General features: G+C 55.2%; 15 protein-coding genes. 5 read left to right on the top strand and 10 right to left on the bottom strand.

Annotation, left to right across the window (positions count from 1 at the left end; translation table 11 throughout):
• Positions 1-292 precede the first annotated feature (292 nt).
• A complete protein-coding gene (gene rhaS / locus ACQE3Z_RS05370; protein WP_426972535.1) occupies positions 293-1,117 on the top strand; it encodes an HTH-type transcriptional activator RhaS in 825 nt (274 codons plus the stop codon).
• A 12-nt stretch (positions 1,118-1,129) separates the two neighbouring features.
• Positions 1,130-1,999 carry an HTH-type transcriptional activator RhaR gene (rhaR, locus tag ACQE3Z_RS05365; RefSeq protein WP_426972533.1) on the top strand — a complete coding sequence of 290 codons (870 nt, stop codon included), beginning with the start codon at positions 1,130-1,132 and terminating at the stop codon, positions 1,997-1,999.
• 114 nt (positions 2,000-2,113) lie between these two features.
• Here rhaR and rhaT read toward each other — a convergent pair whose 3' ends face one another.
• The gene (rhaT, locus tag ACQE3Z_RS05360) at positions 2,114-3,148 is read right to left on the bottom strand and encodes an L-rhamnose/proton symporter RhaT (RefSeq protein ID WP_250649991.1); all 1,035 of its coding nucleotides are present in this window, start codon (positions 3,146-3,148) and stop codon (positions 2,114-2,116) included.
• A 397-nt stretch (positions 3,149-3,545) separates the two neighbouring features.
• Between rhaT and aldA the strand changes: the two genes are divergently transcribed.
• A complete protein-coding gene (aldA, locus tag ACQE3Z_RS05355) occupies positions 3,546-4,982 on the top strand; it encodes an aldehyde dehydrogenase (RefSeq protein ID WP_426972531.1) in 1,437 nt (478 codons plus the stop codon).
• Positions 4,983-5,122: 140 nt separating this feature from the next.
• Here the strand turns inward: aldA and ACQE3Z_RS05350 are convergent, their stop codons facing one another.
• The 5 genes from ACQE3Z_RS05350 to ACQE3Z_RS05330 form a co-directional block, all read right to left on the bottom strand.
• A complete protein-coding gene (locus ACQE3Z_RS05350) occupies positions 5,123-6,046 on the bottom strand; it encodes a LacI family DNA-binding transcriptional regulator (protein WP_426972530.1) in 924 nt (307 codons plus the stop codon).
• Positions 6,047-6,066: 20 nt separating this feature from the next.
• Positions 6,067-7,461: a glycoside hydrolase family 1 protein gene (locus ACQE3Z_RS05345; protein ID WP_426972528.1), complete on the bottom strand. Its 1,395-nt coding sequence runs from the start codon at positions 7,459-7,461 to the stop codon at positions 6,067-6,069.
• Between the two features lie 11 nt (positions 7,462-7,472).
• Complete coding sequence (locus tag ACQE3Z_RS05340) at positions 7,473-8,801, bottom strand: PTS sugar transporter subunit IIC (RefSeq protein ID WP_426972527.1); 1,329 nt, start codon at positions 8,799-8,801, stop codon at positions 7,473-7,475.
• Complete coding sequence (locus tag ACQE3Z_RS05335) at positions 8,801-9,121, bottom strand: PTS sugar transporter subunit IIB (RefSeq protein ID WP_426972526.1); 321 nt, start codon at positions 9,119-9,121, stop codon at positions 8,801-8,803. The genes ACQE3Z_RS05340 and ACQE3Z_RS05335 overlap by 1 nt, the downstream gene beginning before the upstream one ends.
• A gap of 250 nt (positions 9,122-9,371) precedes the next feature.
• Positions 9,372-10,958 carry an ABC transporter substrate-binding protein gene (locus ACQE3Z_RS05330; RefSeq protein WP_426972525.1) on the bottom strand — a complete coding sequence of 529 codons (1,587 nt, stop codon included), beginning with the start codon at positions 10,956-10,958 and terminating at the stop codon, positions 9,372-9,374.
• A 124-nt stretch (positions 10,959-11,082) separates the two neighbouring features.
• Here ACQE3Z_RS05330 and pepT point away from each other — a divergent pair, with 124 nt between their 5' ends.
• Positions 11,083-12,309, top strand: a complete 1,227-nt coding sequence (gene pepT / locus ACQE3Z_RS05325; RefSeq protein ID WP_426972524.1) for a peptidase T — start codon at positions 11,083-11,085, stop codon at positions 12,307-12,309.
• Positions 12,310-12,373: 64 nt separating this feature from the next.
• Here pepT and ACQE3Z_RS05320 read toward each other — a convergent pair whose 3' ends face one another.
• Both ACQE3Z_RS05320 and ACQE3Z_RS05315 read right to left on the bottom strand, forming a co-directional pair.
• Positions 12,374-13,156, bottom strand: coding sequence for a transporter substrate-binding domain-containing protein (locus ACQE3Z_RS05320; RefSeq protein WP_426972523.1), 783 nt, complete (start codon positions 13,154-13,156; stop codon positions 12,374-12,376).
• Between the two features lie 18 nt (positions 13,157-13,174).
• The gene (locus ACQE3Z_RS05315; RefSeq protein WP_426972522.1) at positions 13,175-14,344 is read right to left on the bottom strand and encodes a methionine aminotransferase; all 1,170 of its coding nucleotides are present in this window, start codon (positions 14,342-14,344) and stop codon (positions 13,175-13,177) included.
• 128 nt (positions 14,345-14,472) lie between these two features.
• Here ACQE3Z_RS05315 and ACQE3Z_RS05310 point away from each other — a divergent pair, with 128 nt between their 5' ends.
• Positions 14,473-15,342, top strand: a complete 870-nt coding sequence (locus tag ACQE3Z_RS05310; RefSeq protein WP_426972521.1) for a LysR substrate-binding domain-containing protein — start codon at positions 14,473-14,475, stop codon at positions 15,340-15,342.
• A gap of 18 nt (positions 15,343-15,360) precedes the next feature.
• On the opposite strand, the gene ACQE3Z_RS05305 is transcribed toward ACQE3Z_RS05310, so the two are convergent.
• Both ACQE3Z_RS05305 and ACQE3Z_RS05300 read right to left on the bottom strand, forming a co-directional pair.
• Complete coding sequence (locus ACQE3Z_RS05305) at positions 15,361-17,028, bottom strand: methyl-accepting chemotaxis protein (RefSeq protein ID WP_426972519.1); 1,668 nt, start codon at positions 17,026-17,028, stop codon at positions 15,361-15,363.
• A gap of 237 nt (positions 17,029-17,265) precedes the next feature.
• A complete protein-coding gene (locus ACQE3Z_RS05300) occupies positions 17,266-18,783 on the bottom strand; it encodes a carboxylesterase/lipase family protein (RefSeq protein ID WP_426972518.1) in 1,518 nt (505 codons plus the stop codon).
• Positions 18,784-19,047 lie beyond the last annotated feature (264 nt).

Here is a 19,047-nt window from a genome sequence, read left to right as displayed (position 1 = left end):
CGCTTCCTGATGAAACATGCTCACCAGTGTAAAAAGCTGTGAATTCTGCACCTTGCTGCCAGTGCCAATGTTTTAATCCGCCTGGCAGGGGCGTAAAGAAGAGCGTGAAGCAGCTCACAGATCTGTTGTTCCCTGTTGCCGCAACACGATGTGACCCTTGCCGCAATTCTGAAGATTTCCAGCTGTTTCTTGAAAAATTAACCGGTTAACCCTGTTTTGCGGTGCAAAATTCAAGGTAAGTTAAGCACGCGCTGGCTAGTATCGGTCACACAGAGGTCAACGAGGACGCACCATGACCGTATTACATAGTGCCGATTTTTTTCCAGATGGCGATCTGCCGGTCGCGATTGAACCCCGCGCCCCGCAAAGCGTGTTCCCTGAACATCATCATGATTTTCATGAAATCGTGCTGGTGGAACAGGGTGCCGGCATTCATATCTTTAACGGCCAGCCCCAGTCGCTGTGTGGCGGCTGCGTCTGTTTTGTTCGCGATCACGATCGTCATCTTTATGAGCAAACGGAAAATTTATTTCTGACCAATGTACTGTGGCGCGGTCCGCAGGCGTTTCGCTTTCTGACCGGGCTGGAGGATTTACTGCCGCAGGAGTGCGATGGTCGTTACCCTTCCCACTGGCGCATCAGTAATCGGGTGATGGCACAGGCGAAAACGCTGGTAGCGCAGCTGCAGGAGCCTGACGGCAGCGATGCCATAGAGCAGCGTGTGCAACAGGAACTCACCTTTATGCAACTGCTGGTTTTGCTGCGTCAGGGCTGCCGGGAACAGGGGAGCGATGCGCAGGAGGCTCGTCTGTTGCGCCTGCTTGACTGGCTAAACGAACACTACAGTGAAGATATTGACTGGGATGCGTTGGCCGATCGCTTTTCACTTTCGCTGCGCACGCTCCATCGCCAGCTTAAACAGCAAACCGGCAGTACACCGCAGCGCTACCTTAACCGGCTGCGCCTTTTGCAGGCGCGTCACCTGCTGCGCCACAGCGAAATGCGGATTACCGATATTGCATTTCAGTGCGGCTTTGGCGACAGCAATCATTTTTCGACCCTGTTTCGCCGTGAATTTGGCTGCGCCCCGCGCGCTGAGCGACAACAGATGTGGTAACAGGAGAACAGCATGGGGTTAATTCTGGCGAAGGCGGACTATTTTCCCTCTGAAGCGATGCCGGTGGCGGTAGCCGACCGGGCGCCGCAGCCCTCTTTTCCGCCTCATCGTCATGAATTCAGCGAAATTGTCATCGTCTGGCGCGGTAACGGTCTGCATGTGCTTAACGATCGTCCCTGGCTGGTGACCTGCGGCGATCTCTTCTATATCCAGCACAGCGACTGCCACAGCTATGAGTCGGTAAACGATCTGGTGCTGGATAATATTCTCTATTGCCCGGAACGCTTTCGGCTCGGGCTGGACTGGAGCCAGCTGCTGCCGCTGGATGACGCGGACTATCGCGCCCACTGGCGCTTAACCACGCGCGGCATGGCGCTGGCGCGCGGCGTGATTGTACAGCTGGAGCAGGAGAGCCGTAAAACCGATATGCTCTCAATGCAGCTGGCGGAGGCGCTGTTCCTGCAGCTGGCGCTTATTCTGCGGCGGCATCGCTACGTGGCCGAACGCGCCGGCGAACTGCCGGAAGGCGAGCAGCTCGATCTGCTGATGTCCGCCATTCAGGCCAGCACCGCCCGCCCCTTCGATCTTGCCGCTTTTTGTCAGCATAACCGGCTCAGCGAACGCGCTCTGAAGCAGCTGTTTCGCCAGCAAACCGGCATGACCATTGGTCATTATCTGCGTCAGCTGCAGCTCTGCCAGGCTAAATATCTGCTGCGCAATACCGATCTGCTGATTGGTGAGGTGGCGTTCCGCTGCGGCTTTGATGACAGCAACTACTTTTCCGCCGTTTTTACCCGCGAAACCGGGTTTACTCCCAGCGCCTGGCGTCAGCGTTTTGAGCGCACCAGCAAGCCACAGCCGCTGCCGGAACAGCAAAAATAGCCCGGTTTTGCTTTTAACGCCGCTGTGTGAAAGCCTTCGCCGCTCTCCCTGATGCCACCTCAAACCCTGCATTCGCTCAGAAGAGCCTGCCGTGCGGCCAGGCTCTTCTGCCCGTTAGCCTGCCATTCCCATCCCAACGACATTTGCCGCCAGAATAATGACCAGGCAACCTACAGAGAGTACACGAACCGGACGACGTCCTACCGCATGCCACTCTTTCATCAGCAACCCGACTATGCCGCCGCACAGCACATACAGGCTCATATGCAGCATCCAGCTGACAAAGTCATACTGCGCCGGAATGTTGGCGTGACCCCAGGCATAGAAAAAGAACTGCAAATACCACATCAGGCCGCCCAGCATAGCAAAGGCAATATTCGCCCCCAGCAGCGGCTTCGCCAGCGAGAAATCAGCTTTTAGCGACAGCGACGGCTTCACTGCCAGACGGACAAAGCACCAGGCCAGGTTTACCAGCGCTCCGCCCCCCATGATCACCACATAGCTTGGCAAAGCGACGTAGAGGGGATTGATGCCGGCAGCGGCGGCAGCCTCATGCATCGGTTTCGCCGCATCCATCGCGAATGACATACCGGCGGAAAAAATCCCGCACAGCACCGCCAGCACCAGCCCCTTTTTCAGATTGAACTCTTCCGCGTTGATACCCAGCGCACGCTCTTTCAGGAAACCGGCACGGGAAACAATAATCACGCCGATCAGCGCAATCAGGACGCCCAGCAGCGTCATCCGTCCGCCAGCGGAGCTGAACAGCACCATAAAACGCCCCTGCAAAAGCGGCGTCATCAACGTCCCGACCACCAGCGTAATGCCGATGGCAATACCAATCCCCATCGACATACCGAGATAGCGCATGGTTAGCCCGTAGTTAACGTTGCCTATTCCCCACATGGCGCCAAACAAAAATACCGGCAGCAGCTGCGCGGCGCTGAACTGTTGAAAATAGCCCCAGAAATCGGGCAACAGCACCGCGCTGACCGCCCAGGGCAGAATTAACCAGGACATCAGGCCGCCCACTGACCACATGGTTTCCCATGACCAGTGTCGGACGCGTTTAAAAGGGGCATAGAAGCAGGCGGCGCTGGCGGCACCGACCAGATGCCAGAGAATGCCGGCAAGGATTGCGTTGTTCATCGTTATTCCTTCGTAAGGTTGAGGCCAGCAGGAGAAGACTCTCCCGGTTACCGCGAGTCTAAAGAGTTCATTTCCTCACCAGCCTTTCGCTGGCTGCCCGCCTGTGTCCCCTTGTGGCAAAAATCAGCAGATGGCCGCGATAACGATCACAAATTCATTACAATCACCCTGTTGCGTCCATTGCAGCCGCCGCCGCGCTAACCCCTTGCTTCAAAAGATGAATTTCAGGTTATGCCAGCCTCGTCAGGTTAATCCCTGTATTTTTGCCAGTTCCTGAAGCGCAATGGCATTCAGCGGAAGGTCAAATCTCTGCGTCCAGGTCAAGGTGGCAAAATCAAACAATTCCATATCTTTTTATTAACCAGAAAAAGCAGAATTGATAACGGAGAGCGGATGAATGGCAATTATTCAAAAACAAATGTATATCGACGGCGAATTTCAGTCTCATCAGGGTGCCTGGATTGAGGTAATCAATCCGGCAACGGAAGCGGTGATTGCTCAGGTGCCGGAAGGTAGCCGCGAAGATGCGCAGCGCGCTATCGATGCGGCTGAGGCGGCACAGCCGCAGTGGGAAGCGTTGCCGGCGGTAGAGCGTGGCGTCTGGCTGCATAAAATCGCCGCCGCCATCCGTCAGCGTGAACCGGAGCTGACCGCAACGATTGTTGCCGAAGGGGGAAAAACCCGGGGCCTGGCGCAAACCGAAGTGCTGTTTACCGCTGACTATCTTGACTATATGGCGGAGTGGGCACGCCGTTACGAGGGCGAAATCGTGCAAAGCGATCGCCCTGATGAAAATATTTTCGTCTTTAAAAAGGCGATTGGCGTGACGACCGGCATTTTGCCGTGGAACTTTCCTTTCTTTCTGATTGCGCGTAAAGCAGCGCCAGCACTGATCACCGGCAATACCATTGTGCTCAAGCCCAGCGAAGTTACTCCCCTCAACGCGGTGATATTTGCTGAGATTGCGCAGCAGGTGGGGTTGCCTAAAGGGGTGCTTAATATTGTTTTCGGCTACGGTCCGGTGGTGGGCCAGGAGCTGGCCGCCAATCCAAAGGTAGGCATGGTCAGCCTTACCGGCAGCGTCAATGCCGGAATTCAGACCATGACGGCGGCGGCGCAAAATGTGACTAAAGTGTCGCTGGAGCTGGGCGGCAAAGCGCCAGCGATTGTGATGGACGATGCCGATCTCGATCTGGCAGTAAAAGCGATTGTGAGTTCACGCATCATCAACTCCGGCCAGGTCTGTAACTGCGCCGAGCGCGTTTACGTACAGGAAGGCATCTATGACGCCTTTATGTCGCGTCTGACCACGGCCTTCAGCAAGATAACCTGGGGTAATCCGGCGGAACAGCAAGATGTGGATATGGGGCCGTTGATCAGTGCCGCTGCCCTGCTGCGCGTGGAAGAAAAAGTGGCGCATGCGCTGCAACAGGGCGCTCAGCTGATTACCGGCGGGAAGCGCGCTGGCGAGACCGGCTATTTCTTCCAGCCCACGATCCTGAGCGGCGTTAAACAGGATATGGCGATTATGCAGGAGGAGATCTTCGGCCCGGTCCTGCCGGTTACCACTTTCCGCACGCTGGACGAGGCGATTGCGCTGGCTAACGACAGCGAATATGGCCTGACCTCCTCGCTCTATACGCAAAACCTTAATACCGCGATGATCGCCCTGCGCCAGCTGAAATTTGGTGAAACCTATATCAACCGGGAAAATTTTGAGGCAATGCAGGGTTTTCATGCGGGCTGGCGTAAGTCAGGTATCGGCGGTGCCGATGGCCGTCATGGACTGGAAGAGTATCTGCAAACCCACGTAGCCTATTTGCAGTTTAAATAAGTGGATAAGCGAGCGGCGTGGCGCTATCCACGCTACTCGCCTTATTCTGCCGGGGTCACGCACTCTATCAAGCCGGGCTGCCAGTAAGTGACATTGTCACACAGAGAAAGTGACAATGTCACAACCTCTGAGCTCATCTCTCAGGGCGCAATCAGGCTGCCACGCAACGGAGGAAAACAGGCCTGCTCTCCGCTGATCAACTGTAGCGCCCGCTGCGCCAGCATATCCAGCGGCCACGCCATTTGCGGCATATCTGGCGCGCCGACCACCGGCACCGCGCCGTCAAGGCTGAATACCATCACATCCTGCGGCACCTGACGCTGATAGCGACGCAGCAGCGCAATCGCCTCACGGCTTTTGATATAGTCGGTCACCAGTAAGGCATCAAATGCAGTATGACGATTGATAAGGGCTTGCAGCGCAACGCTGACCGATTCCTCCTGGCCGCAGATAAGCTGACGGTTATAAGGCAGCGCGACGCTCTCCAGCGCATCGCAATAGCCTGCCAGCACCTGCTCCGCCGCCTCACCGTGGCTAAAGTTAAACAGCACGATTTTGCGTCGCTGCTGGCTGAAAAGGTAATGACAGGCGGTCAGGCTGGCGAACTGGTAGTCAATGGCCAGCTGTGGCCCTTCACCGCCGTCGAGACAATCAATCAGCACCGCCTGCTTTGCTTCATCCGGCAGCGCAAAGCGCGCCCCCACCACCATCACCGCATCGCAGCGCCCGGATCCCAGCTCTTCCATCGCCTGCGCAACCGCCGGCGCGCTGTTGGCAAAGCGCAGCAGCAGATGTTTACTCTCCTGGCTCAGCGCCTTTTCCAGTGCCTGCAGATAGCCGGTAGCCTGCTGCACATGTTCAGTTGCGCAGATCACGCCGATACAGTGGGTTTTCTGATAGCTTAAGGATTGCGCAATGACGTTTGGTTTATAATTCAGCTTCTCAACGGCGCGCAGCACGGCGTCGCGGCTCTCTTCCTTAACGCCGCGACTGCCGCTGAGCACCCGGGAAACGGTGGCTTTTGATACTTTTGCCAGGCGCGAAACATCATTAATACTCGCCATAAGGGTGCTTATCTCTCCGCTCAATCGCTGTTTTGCGTAAACCCATGCTCGCTGGCTACGCGCGCAAACCACTCACCGCTTTTTTTCACGCGGCGCTGCTGACTGTCAAGATCGAGCTGCACAAAACCATACCGGTTTTTATAGGCGTTGCTCCATGACCAGTTATCGATAAAGGTCCATATATGATAACCCAGACAGTGCGATCCCTCCTGCAATGCCCGATGCAGCCAGATTAAATGTTCGCGCACAAAGTCGATGCGATAGTCATCCTGGATCTGTCCCTGCTGCTCAAAACGCTGCTCATCCTCAACGCCCATGCCGTTTTCAGAAATAAAACAGCGCGGGTTGCCGTAATGCTCACGCAGATTGCTGAGAATGTCATAAATACCCTTTTCGTAGATTTCCCAACCGCGATACGGATTCATCTTGCGCCCCGGCATCGCATAATGTTCGAAAAACCACTCCGGCATAAACGGACTCTGTGGGTTGACCAGCGAATCACGGCATTTCACCCGACGCGGCTGATAGTAGTTGATGCCCAGTAAATCGACCCGCCCTTCCGCCAGCAGCGCCTGATCGCCGGGCTGGCTGGCAGGTAATTGCTGATGCTCTTCCAACAGCACAACCAGCTCAGCCGGATAGCGGCCCAGCAGCGCCGGATCGAGAAAGCTGCGGTTAAAAAAGAGATCGGCGATATGCGCCGCCTGCTGGTCAGCCGGATGCGCTGAGCGTGGGTAAGAGGGCGTCAGGTTAAGGATAATGCCAATTTCACCCGGATATTGCCCTTGGCGGAACAATTGCACCGCGCGCGCGTGCGCCAGCATGGTGTGATAGGCCACCGTCGCCGCACGCCGAAAATCCACCACGTTAGGGTAATGGAAATCATACAGATAGCCGCCTTCCACCGGCACAATCGGCTCATTAAAGGTGAACCAGTGTTTCACCCGATCGCCAAACAGGCGGAAGCAGGTTTGTGCGTATTGCGCATAGGCCTCAACCACTTCGCGATTTTCCCAGCCGCCTAGCTGCTGCATCACCATCGGCATATCAAAATGGAACAGATTGATAAAGGGCGTGATGCCCTGGCTTAACATCTCGTCAATGATTTGATTATAAAAGCGCACCGCTTCGGGGTTAACCGCGCCGCGCCCGTCCGGGATCAGGCGCGACCAGGCAATCGAAGTACGAAAAGTGTTATGCCGCAACTGTTTCAACAAGGCGATATCTTCACGCCAGTGCTGATAAAAAGCTGAAGTCTGTGCTGGCCCCACCTGTTGATGAAAACGGGTCGGCGCTTCAGCAAACCAGCGATCCCAGATGGTTTCACTTTTGCCAAAGTTCAGGCTTTCGCCTTCAGATTGTGGCGCGCTGCTGGCGCTGCCCCACCAAAAGTCTGCGGGAAACTGATAGTGCATAATGGTGCTCCTTATGGGGTTTGCAATCCGGCGCCGGACGCCGCTGCGCTTTGACTGGCCTGTGCTTCCTGCTGTAACAGACTACGCTCCCACGCTTTAACAAACGGCAGATAGATCAGCGCGGAAAGTGCCATACAGAACAGACACATTATTACCGGACTAAATGCCCAGTTTGCCGCCCAGGAAGCGCCAATCGGCGCAGGCGTCGTCCAGGGCGCCATTGAAACCACCTGCGCCACCCAGCCCAATTTGGTGGCGGTCCAGGCAAACACGGCATTGATCATCGGCACCAGAATAAACGGCAGGAAAAAGAGCGGGTTCATGATAATCGGCATGCCGAACAGAATCGGTTCATTGATATTAAAGAAGCTTGGCACGATGCCCATTTTGCCAATGGTACGCAGGTGCGCTGCCCGGCTTCGCAGCAGCAGGAATGCCAGCGGCAGCGTGGAGCCGACGCCGCCAATCAACAGATAAAAATCCCAGAAGCCCATCAGGTAGGTGTGAGGCAGAGCCTGCCCCGCTTCCAGTGCCGCCTGGTTGGCGGCCAGGTTGGTAAGCCAAAAGGGATTCATTATGCCGGTGACAATCAGCGCGCCGTGGATGCCGGCAAACCAGAGGATCTGGCAAATCAGTACCGAAAGCAGCACCGCCGGCAGGGAATCGGAGGCGGAAACCAGCGGCTGCAACAGATGCATAATCGCCTGTGGAATGATCATGCCGGTCCAGGAGGCTACCAGCAAATTAAGCGGATGCAGCGTGGCGACAATCACGATCACCGGAATCAAAATTTCAAACGAGCGCGCAACCCCGGTAGGCACCTCTTTCGGCAGGCGGATGGTGATATTTTTCCGCTTCAGCAGCGCATAAATTTCGCTGGTATAGATAGCGGTAAGAATGGCGGTAAAGATCCCCTGGCCAGAGAAATAGTCGGTGGCGATTTTACCATCCTGATAAGGCGCGGCCACCAGCAGAAAACCCATAAAGGCCAGCAGGCCGGTCATTACCGGATCGAGCTTGTAGTGTCGCCCCAGGCTGGCGCCAATGCCAACCGAGATAAAAAAAGTCATTACGCCCATGCTGAGATAGTACGGCAGCATCAACTGGTCGCGATAGCGCAGCGAGAGATCGAGCCAGCCGCGCGCAAAGCTCCACTGACTGTCGGCGGCAAAGGGCGGAAAAATAAATACCAGCATAAAGGAGCCGATTATCATAAACGGCAGCGCAGAGACAAAGCCGTCACGGATAGCCACAACATGGCGCTGCTGACCGACAGCACCGGCCAGCGGCGTAATCTTGCGCTCAATGATATTAATTAAGCCCTGATAAAGTGATGCCATTATGCCACCCCTTTCTGCTCAATCAGCTGGATCGCATAATCCAGTACTTTATCACCGCGCATCGTGCCGTAATCCATCATGTTAATGGTGGCAACCGGAATGCCTTCGCTAACGGTTTTCGCCGCCAGGCTTTCCTGCATATATTTTACCTGCGGCCCCAGCAGCACCACGTCATAGTGGGCAAAGCGTTCATCAAACTCGGTGGCGCTGAAGGCGGCGATTTCCGCTTCCAGCCCACGATTTGCGGCTTCATCCTGCATTTTCTTTACCAGCATGCTGGTAGACATTCCGGCAGAACAGCAAAGCATAATTTTATACATGATCCTGGCCTTCTCACGGTTTCGACCTGCCTATAGGAAACAAAATGGAAACCGGTTTCCATAGCGGCCATATTATTTTGCGAGAGAGTTCATGTATTGGGTTTGGAAAAAAGAATGGGCTGTGAGTTTGTTCACGATTATTAATGTAATAACGGCCATTCCCTGGGTAATAAAACTGTTTCAGAAGCGATACAGTACAGCGCGGATCAATCCCCGCGCTTTACCTGAGTGAGTGTGCAACGGCCAGCGTTTAGTTTTTAAGATCGACCTGATAAAAGATATGTTTGCCAAAAGGATCGATTTGATAGCCGATGACTTCCTTACGTACCGGTTCAAACAGGGTGGAATGGGCGATCATCACCGCTGGTGCCTGATCATGCATCACCTGCTGCGCCTGCTGATAAAGCTGAATGCGCTTGTTGTGGTCCTGCTCGGTACGCGCCTGGTTAATCAGCTTTTCAAACGGTTGATAGCACCATTTAGCCGAGTTGGAGCCGCCATTGGCGGCGGTGCAACTAAACAACGGACTGAAGAAATTATCCGGATCGCCGGTGGCGGTGGTCCACCCCATCAGCGCCGCCTGATGTTCGCCGTTTTTTACCCGCTTGAGATATTCGCCCCACTCATAGCTGACAATGCGCGCCTTGATGCCCACTTTGGCCCAGTCGGACTGGATCATCTCCGCCATGCGCCGTGCGTTGGGATTGTAAGGACGCTGCACCGGCATCGCCCAGAGATCGATAACGGTGCCCGGCTTAATGCCCGCCTGCGCCAGCAGCTGCTGCGCCTGCTGAGGATCCCAGGCATAATCCTTCAGCGCACTGTCTGCGCTCCAGACATCAGGCGGCAGCAGATTTTTGGCAACGCTGCCGGTCCCATGAAAAATCGCCTCGATAATCGCCGGTTTATTGATCGCCATGGTTAATGCCTGACGCACTTTGACATTATCCAGCGGCGGTTTTTGCGTGTTAAACGCGAGGAAACCGGTATTCAGCCCTGACTTTTTCATCAGCACCAGATCCGGGTTTTCCTGCATGCGCGGCAGATCGGCTGGATTAGGAAACGGCATCACCTGACATTCATTCTTTTCCAGCTTGGCATAGCGCACTGAAGCATCCGGCGTAATGGTAAACACCAGCCGATCCAGCTTCGCTTTGCCCTGCCAGTATTCCGGGAAAGCCTTATAGAGAATGCGCGAATCCTTTTGATACTGCAGCAACTGGAAAGGGCCGGTGCCAACCGGATCTCTGTCGACGCGCTCCGGCGTGCCCGCCTTCAACATTTTATCCGCGTATTCGGCGGAATGGATTGAGGCGAAATACCATGCCAGATCGGCCAGAAACGGCGCTTCAGCATGTGCCAGGGTAAAGCGCACCGTATGGTCGTCTACTTTTTCAATCTTCTTGATCAGGGTGCCAAATTCCAGGCTTTCGAAATTGGCATAGGTCCCGCCAGAAACGTTGTGGTAAGGATTTTTACTATCCATCTGGCGCATAAAGGAAAAAATCACGTCGTCAGCATTGAATGTGCGCGTCGGCTTAAAATATTTATTGCTGTGAAAGTGAACATCCTGCCGCAGATGGAAGGTATAAACCGTGCCGTCAGGGCTGATATCCCAGCGTTGCGCCAGGCTCGGCTCCAGTTCAGTGGTGCCGGTTTTAAACTCTACCAGTCGGTTAAAGATGGGAACCGCGCTGGCGTCAACGCTGGTGCCGGAGGTGTAAAGCTGGGGGTTGAAGTTTTCTGGCGATCCCTCTGCACAATAAACCAGCGTTTTCGCCGCTGCCGCCGTGCTGAACAGCATCATGAGCGCTACGCCCGTTACCGTTTTTTTCATCTCGGTCCTCGCTTTTAGTTGACTTAATCCGCTGGCAATGTGTAAAACAATTTAACATCTGGTTAATAAATAACATGTTTCTCCCTTTCACAGAACACTTAATAACCATGGATAAGGAAGCGCTATGAATCACAGGCTGGCTCGTCAGTTAACCGATCGCTTTTACCGCTATCTTGCTGTCAGCAGCCAGAGCAATAGCGCCGCACACACGTTGCCCAGCACGCCGGAACAGCATCAGATGGCGCGTCTGCTGGCGGCAGAGCTGGCGTCGCTTGGCCTGCAGCAGGTCATCATTGATGAGCATGCAACGGTAACCGCCGTAAAGCCCGGAAACCGGACCGGTGCGCCACGCATCGGCTTTATCACCCATATTGATACCGTTGATGTCGGTCTGTCGCCGCATATTCATCCGCAGACGCTGCGCTTTACCGGTGAGGATCTCTGTTTGAATGCGCAGCAGGATATCTGGCTACGCGTCAGCGAACATCCGGAAATCCTGCCCTACCGCGACCAGGAGATTATTTTCAGCGACGGCACCAGCGTACTGGGCGCAGACAATAAAGCGGCGGTGAGTGTGGTGATGACGCTGATGGAAAACCTTAACGGCGATCATGGTGACATCGTGGTGGCCTTTGTGCCGGATGAAGAGATAGGCCTGCGCGGCGCAAAAGCGCTGGATCTGGAAACGCGCTTTAACGTTGATTTCGCCTGGACTATTGACTGCTGTGAGCTGGGCGAAGTGGTTTATGAGAATTTTAACGGTGCGGCGGCGGAGATCCTGTTTACCGGCGTTCCGGCTCATCCGATGTCGGCAAAAGGGGTGCTGGTGAATCCGTTACTGATGGCACACGACTTTATCGCCCGTTTCGATCGCCAGCAGACGCCGGAGCATACCGCCGGTCGCGAAGGCTATATCTGGTTTAACGAAATCAACGCCAACGCCAGCGAGGCACGGCTAAAAGCCTCGATTCGTGATTTCGATTTAGCCGGCTTTAATCAGCGCAAACAACAGATCCACGACGTAGCGCAGCAGATTGCCGCACGTTATCCCACCGGCAAGGTTGCGGTGACGATCAACGACATTTACAGCAATATCAGCAATGCCATTGGCGACGATCGTCGTGCTATCGATCTGATTTTTACCGCACTGGCGGAGCTGGAGATTGAGCCGAAAGTGGTGCCGATGCGCGGCGGTACCGACGGCGCAGCCCTGTCGGCAAAAGGTTTGCTAACGCCTAACTTTTTTACCGGCGCGCATAACTTCCACTCGCGGTTTGAGTTCCTGCCGGTTCCCTCGTTTGTAAAATCTTATCTGGTAGCGGAAAAGCTCTGCTATCTGGCGGCCCGATAAACAAACGGTCACCCCCGAGTGACCGTTTCTGAGTTAGCCAAAGCGGGCGTTTTTCATCAGTTCGCTATGGTTTACTGACGCTGACGTTGATGCCGGGAAAATATTTCGCCGCCAGCTTTTGCAAGGTGCCATCCTGCTGCACTTTAACGATCGCCGCGTCCAGCTCGCTTTTCAGCTGACTGTCATCCTTACGCAGACCAAAACCGATGCCGGAGCCAAGGATTTTGTCATCCTCCACCGCCTTGCCGATAAAGGCGTATCCCTTGCCCTGCGGCTTATTCAGAAAGCCAGACTGGCCGGCCGCCGACATCACCAGCGTACCGTCCAGCCGTCCGGCCAGCATATCGTTGTACACCTGATTTTGATCCTGATAGGAGGTTACCGTGACACCGTGCGGCTCCCAGTGCTGCTTAGCGTAGGTTTCCTGAATTGATCCCTGTAGCACACCGATATTTTTGCCTTTCAGCCCGCCGGCGTTGGGCTGTAGCCCGGCATCCGCCTTGCCGACCAGCATGCTGGGAATGCGGTAAATGGGCTGGGTAAAGGCGATGCTTTTCATCCGCGCCTCGGTGATATTCATCGCTGAATTAATCGCGTCGAACTTTTTTGCCGTCAGCCCAGGAATCAGCGCATCGAAACTGCTCTCTACCCAGCTGCAGGCGAAATTTCCCGCCAGGCAAATCGCATGGCCCAGTTCAATATCAAACCCTTCCAGCTCGCCTTGCGCGTTGCGGCTCTCGAACGGCGGATACTGTGATTCCACCCCGTAGCGCAGCGTTTGCTGTGCCGTGGCCTGCGTCGCTGCAAACAGGCCGAGCGCCAGCCAGAGAAAAGAGCGTTTTTTCATGATTTTTCCTCGCAGTGATTAGCGCGCCTTTAACAAACAGAGCGCCTGCGCGCCCGCCTGCAATGTTGCCTCGTCTTTGGCAAACGAGAGCCGAATTAACCGGTTATCCGTTCCGTCGGTATAAAACGCAGAGAGCGGAATGGTAGCCACGCCGTGCTCGATAATCAGCCGTTTCACCATCTCGCTGTCGCTTTCGTCGCTAAAGTGCCGATAGCTTGCCAGCATGAAAAACGAACCGGCGGTGGGCAGCAGCTCGAAAGGCGACTCCTGCAGCATCAACGCCAGCAGATCGCGTTTCTGCTGCCAGAATCCTGCCAGCGATTGATAGTGAGCTGGCTCACGCAGCCAGTCGGCGAAAGCAACCTGCATGGGCGTGTCCGCGGCATACATCAGAAACTGATGCACCTTCACCACTTCATTCATCAACTCAGCAGGTGCCAGGCAGTAGCCGACGCGCCAGCCGGTTACGTGAAAAGTTTTGCCAAACGAGGAAACGATAACGCTGCGCTGCGCCAGTTCAGGATGGGTAGCCATACCATGATGACGGCGTCCGTCGAACAGAATATGCTCATACACCTCATCAGAAAGCACAATGATGTCACTGTTGCGCGTCAGCGCAGCGAGCTGTGCCAGATCTTCGGCGCTCAGCACCTGCCCTGAGGGATTATGCGGCGTATTGATAATGATCATGCGGGTACGCGGCGTAATGGTCGCGCGCACTTCATTCCAGTCAATGGCAAACTGCGGCACCTTCAGTTTTATCGCAATCGGCGTGGCCCCCTGCAACCGGACCACCGGCGCATAGCTGTCAAAGGCGGGTTCAAAAAAGATCACCTCATCGCCGGCATGAACCAGCCCGGAAATCGCCGCATAGAGCCCTTCGCTGGCGCTGGCGGTGATCAGCACTTCGCTGGCAACATCATAGTGCTGGCCGTACAGCGTGCTTACCTTTTCCGCCAGTGCCTCTTTTAATGGGGGATAGCCGGTCATCGGCGCATATTGATTATGCCCGGCGCGCATCGCCCGATCGACGCTGGCGATCAGCGCCTCATCACAGGGAAAATTAGGTGCGCCCTGTGCCAGATTGATGGCGCCATACTGCGAGGAAAGCTGTCCGATGACGCTGAAAATAGTGGTGCCGACATCCGGCAATTTTGAGCGATGCGTTACGGTTGAAGATAAAGCCATCCTGCTCCCCAGTGGGTGAATAAATATACATAATAATTATATAAGCATTCAAACCGAGCCTGGTTGTGACGGCAAGCGAATTGTTGTCATAATAGCTATGCACAAAATTCATAGCTCAGGATCGCCCTATGGTTCATCAACCGCTGCCGCTGAATGCCGTTCATGCTTTTCTGATCACCGCGCGCCACCTTAATTTGACCCGCGCCGCCGATGAGCTCTGTCTGACGCAAGGGGCCGTAAGCCGTAAAATCGCGGCGCTGGAGAAGTGGCTGGGCTTTGCCCTGTTCGATCGTCACGCACGGGGTCTGCGTTTGACAACGCGTGGCGCGGCGCTGCTGCCGCAGCTTCAGCAGGGTTATGAGCTGATGCAGAGCGCAACTGAACAGGCCCGGCAGCAGCCTGATAATGCCCTGCGCCTGCGTGCGCCCAGCTGCGTAATGCGCTGGCTGCTGCCAAGACTGGTACAGCTGGAGCAGCAGCATCCCGATCTGCATGTGAAGCTGACCACCACCCTGGCGCATAAAGATCAACTGGAAAATTTTGATGCGGCGATTGTCTACGGCACCGCGCCGACGGGCAGCCATCTGCTGTTTGAGGAGCGGCTGACGCCGGTTATGGCCGCAGCGCTGCTGGACAACCGTCCACTGACCGTCGCCGATCTCGCTGGCTTTACTTTTTTACATCCCAACAATGACGAACGGGACTGGCAGCTGTGGCTGCAGGCGCAGGAAGTGAAGCTGCCGATGCGGCGCAATCAGCATTTCGCCACCATGGATTTGGCGATTGGGGCGGCAATGCAGGGATTTGGCGTTACCGTTGCGGATATTACGCTGGTGAAAAGCGATCTGGCGGCTCAGAGACTGATTGCCCCTTTTACCTCTGCGGTCAGAACCGGGGCGACCTACAGCTTAATCAGCCGGGAGGGAAAAGAAACGCCACCGCATCTTACAACGCTGGTGGCGTGGCTCTGTCAACCCACTGACCAAAGCGCGCCCTGAGTGCGGGCGCGCGCAGGATTAGAAGGAGACCCACTCATCCGCCGAGCTGGCGGCGGTTGGGGTTTTCTGGCGTGCGGAGGCCGTGGTCAAAACCGGCGTCTTTACCGACTCTGGCTGCTGCTGCCGATCGTCTGCTGACAAACGGAAGCGGGCTACCGAGCGCTGTAGATCTTCGGTTTGACGCTCCAGCGCAGTGGCGGCGGTGGACACCTCTTCCACCAGCGAGGCGTTTTGCTGCGTTACGCTGTCCATCTCTGCAACGGCGGTGCCAACCTGTTCAATGCCTTTGCTCTGCTCTTCTGACGCGGCGGCAATTTGCTTCATGATTTCAGTGACATCGCCAACCGATTTCACAATGGCGCTCATGGTGCTGCCCGCTTCGTTAACCAGTTTCGAGCCGCTATCTACCCGCGCCACGGAGTCGCTAATCAGCGACTCAATCTCTTTCGCTGCGCCGGCGCTGCGCTGTGCCAGATTACGTACTTCACTGGCCACAACCGCAAAGCCGCGGCCCTGCTCGCCCGCACGTGCGGCTTCCACCGCCGCGTTCAGCGCCAGGATATTGGTCTGGAAAGCGATACTGTTGATCACGCTGGTGATCTCTGCAATTTTTTTCGAGCTGTCAGAAATACCGGACATGGTCTGCACTACATCATTAACCAGTTTGCCGCCCTGTCCTGCCGTCAACGAGGCACTGTCCGCCAAATCGCTGGCCTGGCGCGCGTTATCCGCGTTCAGCTTCACGGTAGCGGTAAGCTGCTCCATGCTGGCTGCGGTCTGCTCCAGCGCTGCTGCCTGCTGTTCGGTGCGCGAAGAGAGATCATTATTTCCCATGGAAATTTCTGCCGCGCCACGATAGATATTTTCCGTACCGCTACGAATGGCGCTGACTGCTTCACGCAGACTATCCTGCATGGCGCGCAGCAGCGGTACCAGTTTCCCGACGCAGTTACGGCCTAAATCATGAATCGGCTGGCTTAAATCACCCTCAGCAATTTTACTGAAATGTCCACGCAGCAGTTCCAGCGGACGTACCAGCATCGTCACCAGATAGCGATCGGTAAACAGCAAAATCAGCAGACCGCAGATAACCGCCGCAATAATAGTGATCCGGGTAATAATGGTGATGCGGTCAACGGTAACGCGGGTTTGATCGAGCATCAGGCCCGCTGCGGCGTTATATTTTTCCGCAACTGCACCAAACTCGCGGCTGAAGGTCGGCGTTACGCTGTTCGCATGACGGCGATAATCTTCTACTGAGGCCTGCTGCGCCAGTTGCATCTGGGGTCTGACGCCCTGTTCCAGCAACTGCGTCCATTTTTCTTCTACCGCCGTTGAAATCGCGGCATCCATCGGTCCTGGGGCTGCGGCTTTAAACTGCGCCAGCTGCTCTTCCATACCGTCAAGCGCTTTCTGTACGTTGGCAAACGCTGCCGCATCCGGCGTACCGCCAGTGGCGCGCACTTCCATCACCCGCGATAAACGCGTAACAAAACGAAAATATTGATCGTTACCTTTGCTCAGGATAGTCATTTGCGACACCAGTTGCCGGTCGACGCTGTTGCCTTCGCTCAGGGCGTTTAACGAATGGACGCTGTACATGCCAACCGCAGACCAGAGCAAACAAAACAGGCCCAGGATTGAAAGCATAACGGCGCGTATGGTGAAGTTTTTTAATAGCTGCATAGCTGCCTCAGTTCGGTCATAACCGTAGAATATTCCGCCAACTCTGGCGGGCTTATCGAGGGTTATCGGCAGCAGCGGCGGAAATTATACTGTTTTATAACATCCGCCCTGCCTGATTTTTTGAGGCTGCACTAAAAAGAAACCGTTTAACTTTATGATATTTATAGAAAAAATCAGTTTTATGTTACCGGAAACGCACAAAATTTTGTCACTTAAAGTGACGATTTTGTTAAGTAATTAGCGCAGTTTGACCATCGCACGCATCAGCAAACGCAACAGGCGCAGGCGTACACGCATAAAACGGTGCTGCGGGATGACCGCCGCCTCGCCTTTAACGCCAAAACGCAAGGTAACGTCTTCGCCAGGGCGCCAGGCTGGCCAGCTGATTTCACCCGTAAGCTGATGCGAAAATTCCGTCGCGTCATGCGCAAAACGCAGCCAGTATTCGCTGATTCGCCGGGCAAACTGACGATCCCCTGCGGTAAAGGGACGATCCGCCATCTGTGGGTTCTCAGCACGCATTGTTTCCATCACGTAAGGGATTTCGTTTCCATGCCAGCTGCCATAGCGGCAGAGGTCACGCGCGTTTTCCGAAACATAGTCAAAATAATAGCGCCAGCCCGGCACGCCGCGTCGATGCTGTGCCTGCACTGCCAGCCAGGTAATGGTGCCAAAAGCCATATCACGCGCAACTTTACGTCCAAGACGATGATCGTCATGTTCGTCATAAAGCGATTTAATCAGCTTCAGCAACAGCGGACGTCGCTGACGTAAACGGGTAATAGTGCTGGTGGGATCCATACCGAAATACTCCAGCACGCTGGCCTCATCACTGTTGTAACCGATCATCAGGGGATAACGGTGCTGGCGAGCAGCGGCAAACACCTCTACCATCGGTTTCGGCAGTACCCGGTCGCCAGCGATCGCTACCGGCCCGTTGCCCAGATGCGGCGGCAGCGAACAAAAACTGTCGGCAGGCAAGGCGCGCAACGCTTCCGCGCTGGCGTTTTTCAGGCCGAGATGATGCGCCACCGCCACGCCATTGGTCAGCGCCTCATCACGCTTTTTATCTGGCAGACTGTAGGCGCTCTGCACAATACCTTTGTGAAATAGCCCTGCCGCCAGCGGTGAAGCAAACAGCGACAGTACGCTGCGTCCGCCTGAGGATTCGCCAAAAATGGTAACGTTGCGTCGATCGCCGCCAAAGGAGGCAATATTACGCTGTACCCACTGCAGCGCTGCAATTTGATCGAGCAGTGCGAAGTTATTGATCGCTTCGCCAGGCGGGAACTCAGCATCCAGCGCCGGATGAGCAAAAAAGCCCAGATGCCCAAGACGATAATTGAGCGTTACCACTACCACGCCACGCGCCGCTAATGCTTTACCGTTATAAGGTGCCAGGCTGCCCGCGCCGATAGTAAAGCCGCCGCCGTGGATCCAGACCATAACCGGCAGTGGACGCGACGGCTGGATCTCCGGCGACCAGACGTTGAGATAAAGGCAATCTTCGCTGAGGTTGCCGGGATCGCCGCCGCCCGCCAGCACGCAATATTCACGCTGCTGCCAGCTGGCATTGCCCCACTGTGTGGCGTCACGCACCTCTTTCCACGGGGTGACTGGCCTGGGGGCACGCCAGCGCAGTGCGCCTGTCGGCGGAGCCGCATAGGGAATGCCCTTGAAAACAAAAATGCCTTCATCAATTGCGCCGCGTAATGCACCTTCTGCCGTGTGTATCCTTAAAGATTCATTCTTCATTATTTTTTCCAATGTGAAGCTCCGGCTTATTATTCGCAGACACGGTTTTAATGTCTATGCTGATGGCAATTTTGCAGATTATGCCGAGGCGAAATCAGCCTGATGAACAGCATTTCGGATAAACAGCGGGTTTAAGTAGCACAAAGGAACAGACAGAAGCGATAAAAACAGGAAATGCTGAGGGGCGTATCCAGCCTGAAACGCGGGCTGAATACGCCTGAATGATAAGGATCGTGATACTGTTCGCGCTGGCTATCAATGCCC

Origin of the sequence: Pantoea sp. FN0307 (genome assembly GCF_050113815.1) — a bacterium.
GTDB lineage: Bacteria > Pseudomonadota > Gammaproteobacteria > Enterobacterales > Enterobacteriaceae > Mixta > Mixta alhagi.
The sequence above is the reverse complement of the archived record's forward strand: the minus strand, read 5'-3'. Positions and strand labels throughout refer to the sequence as shown.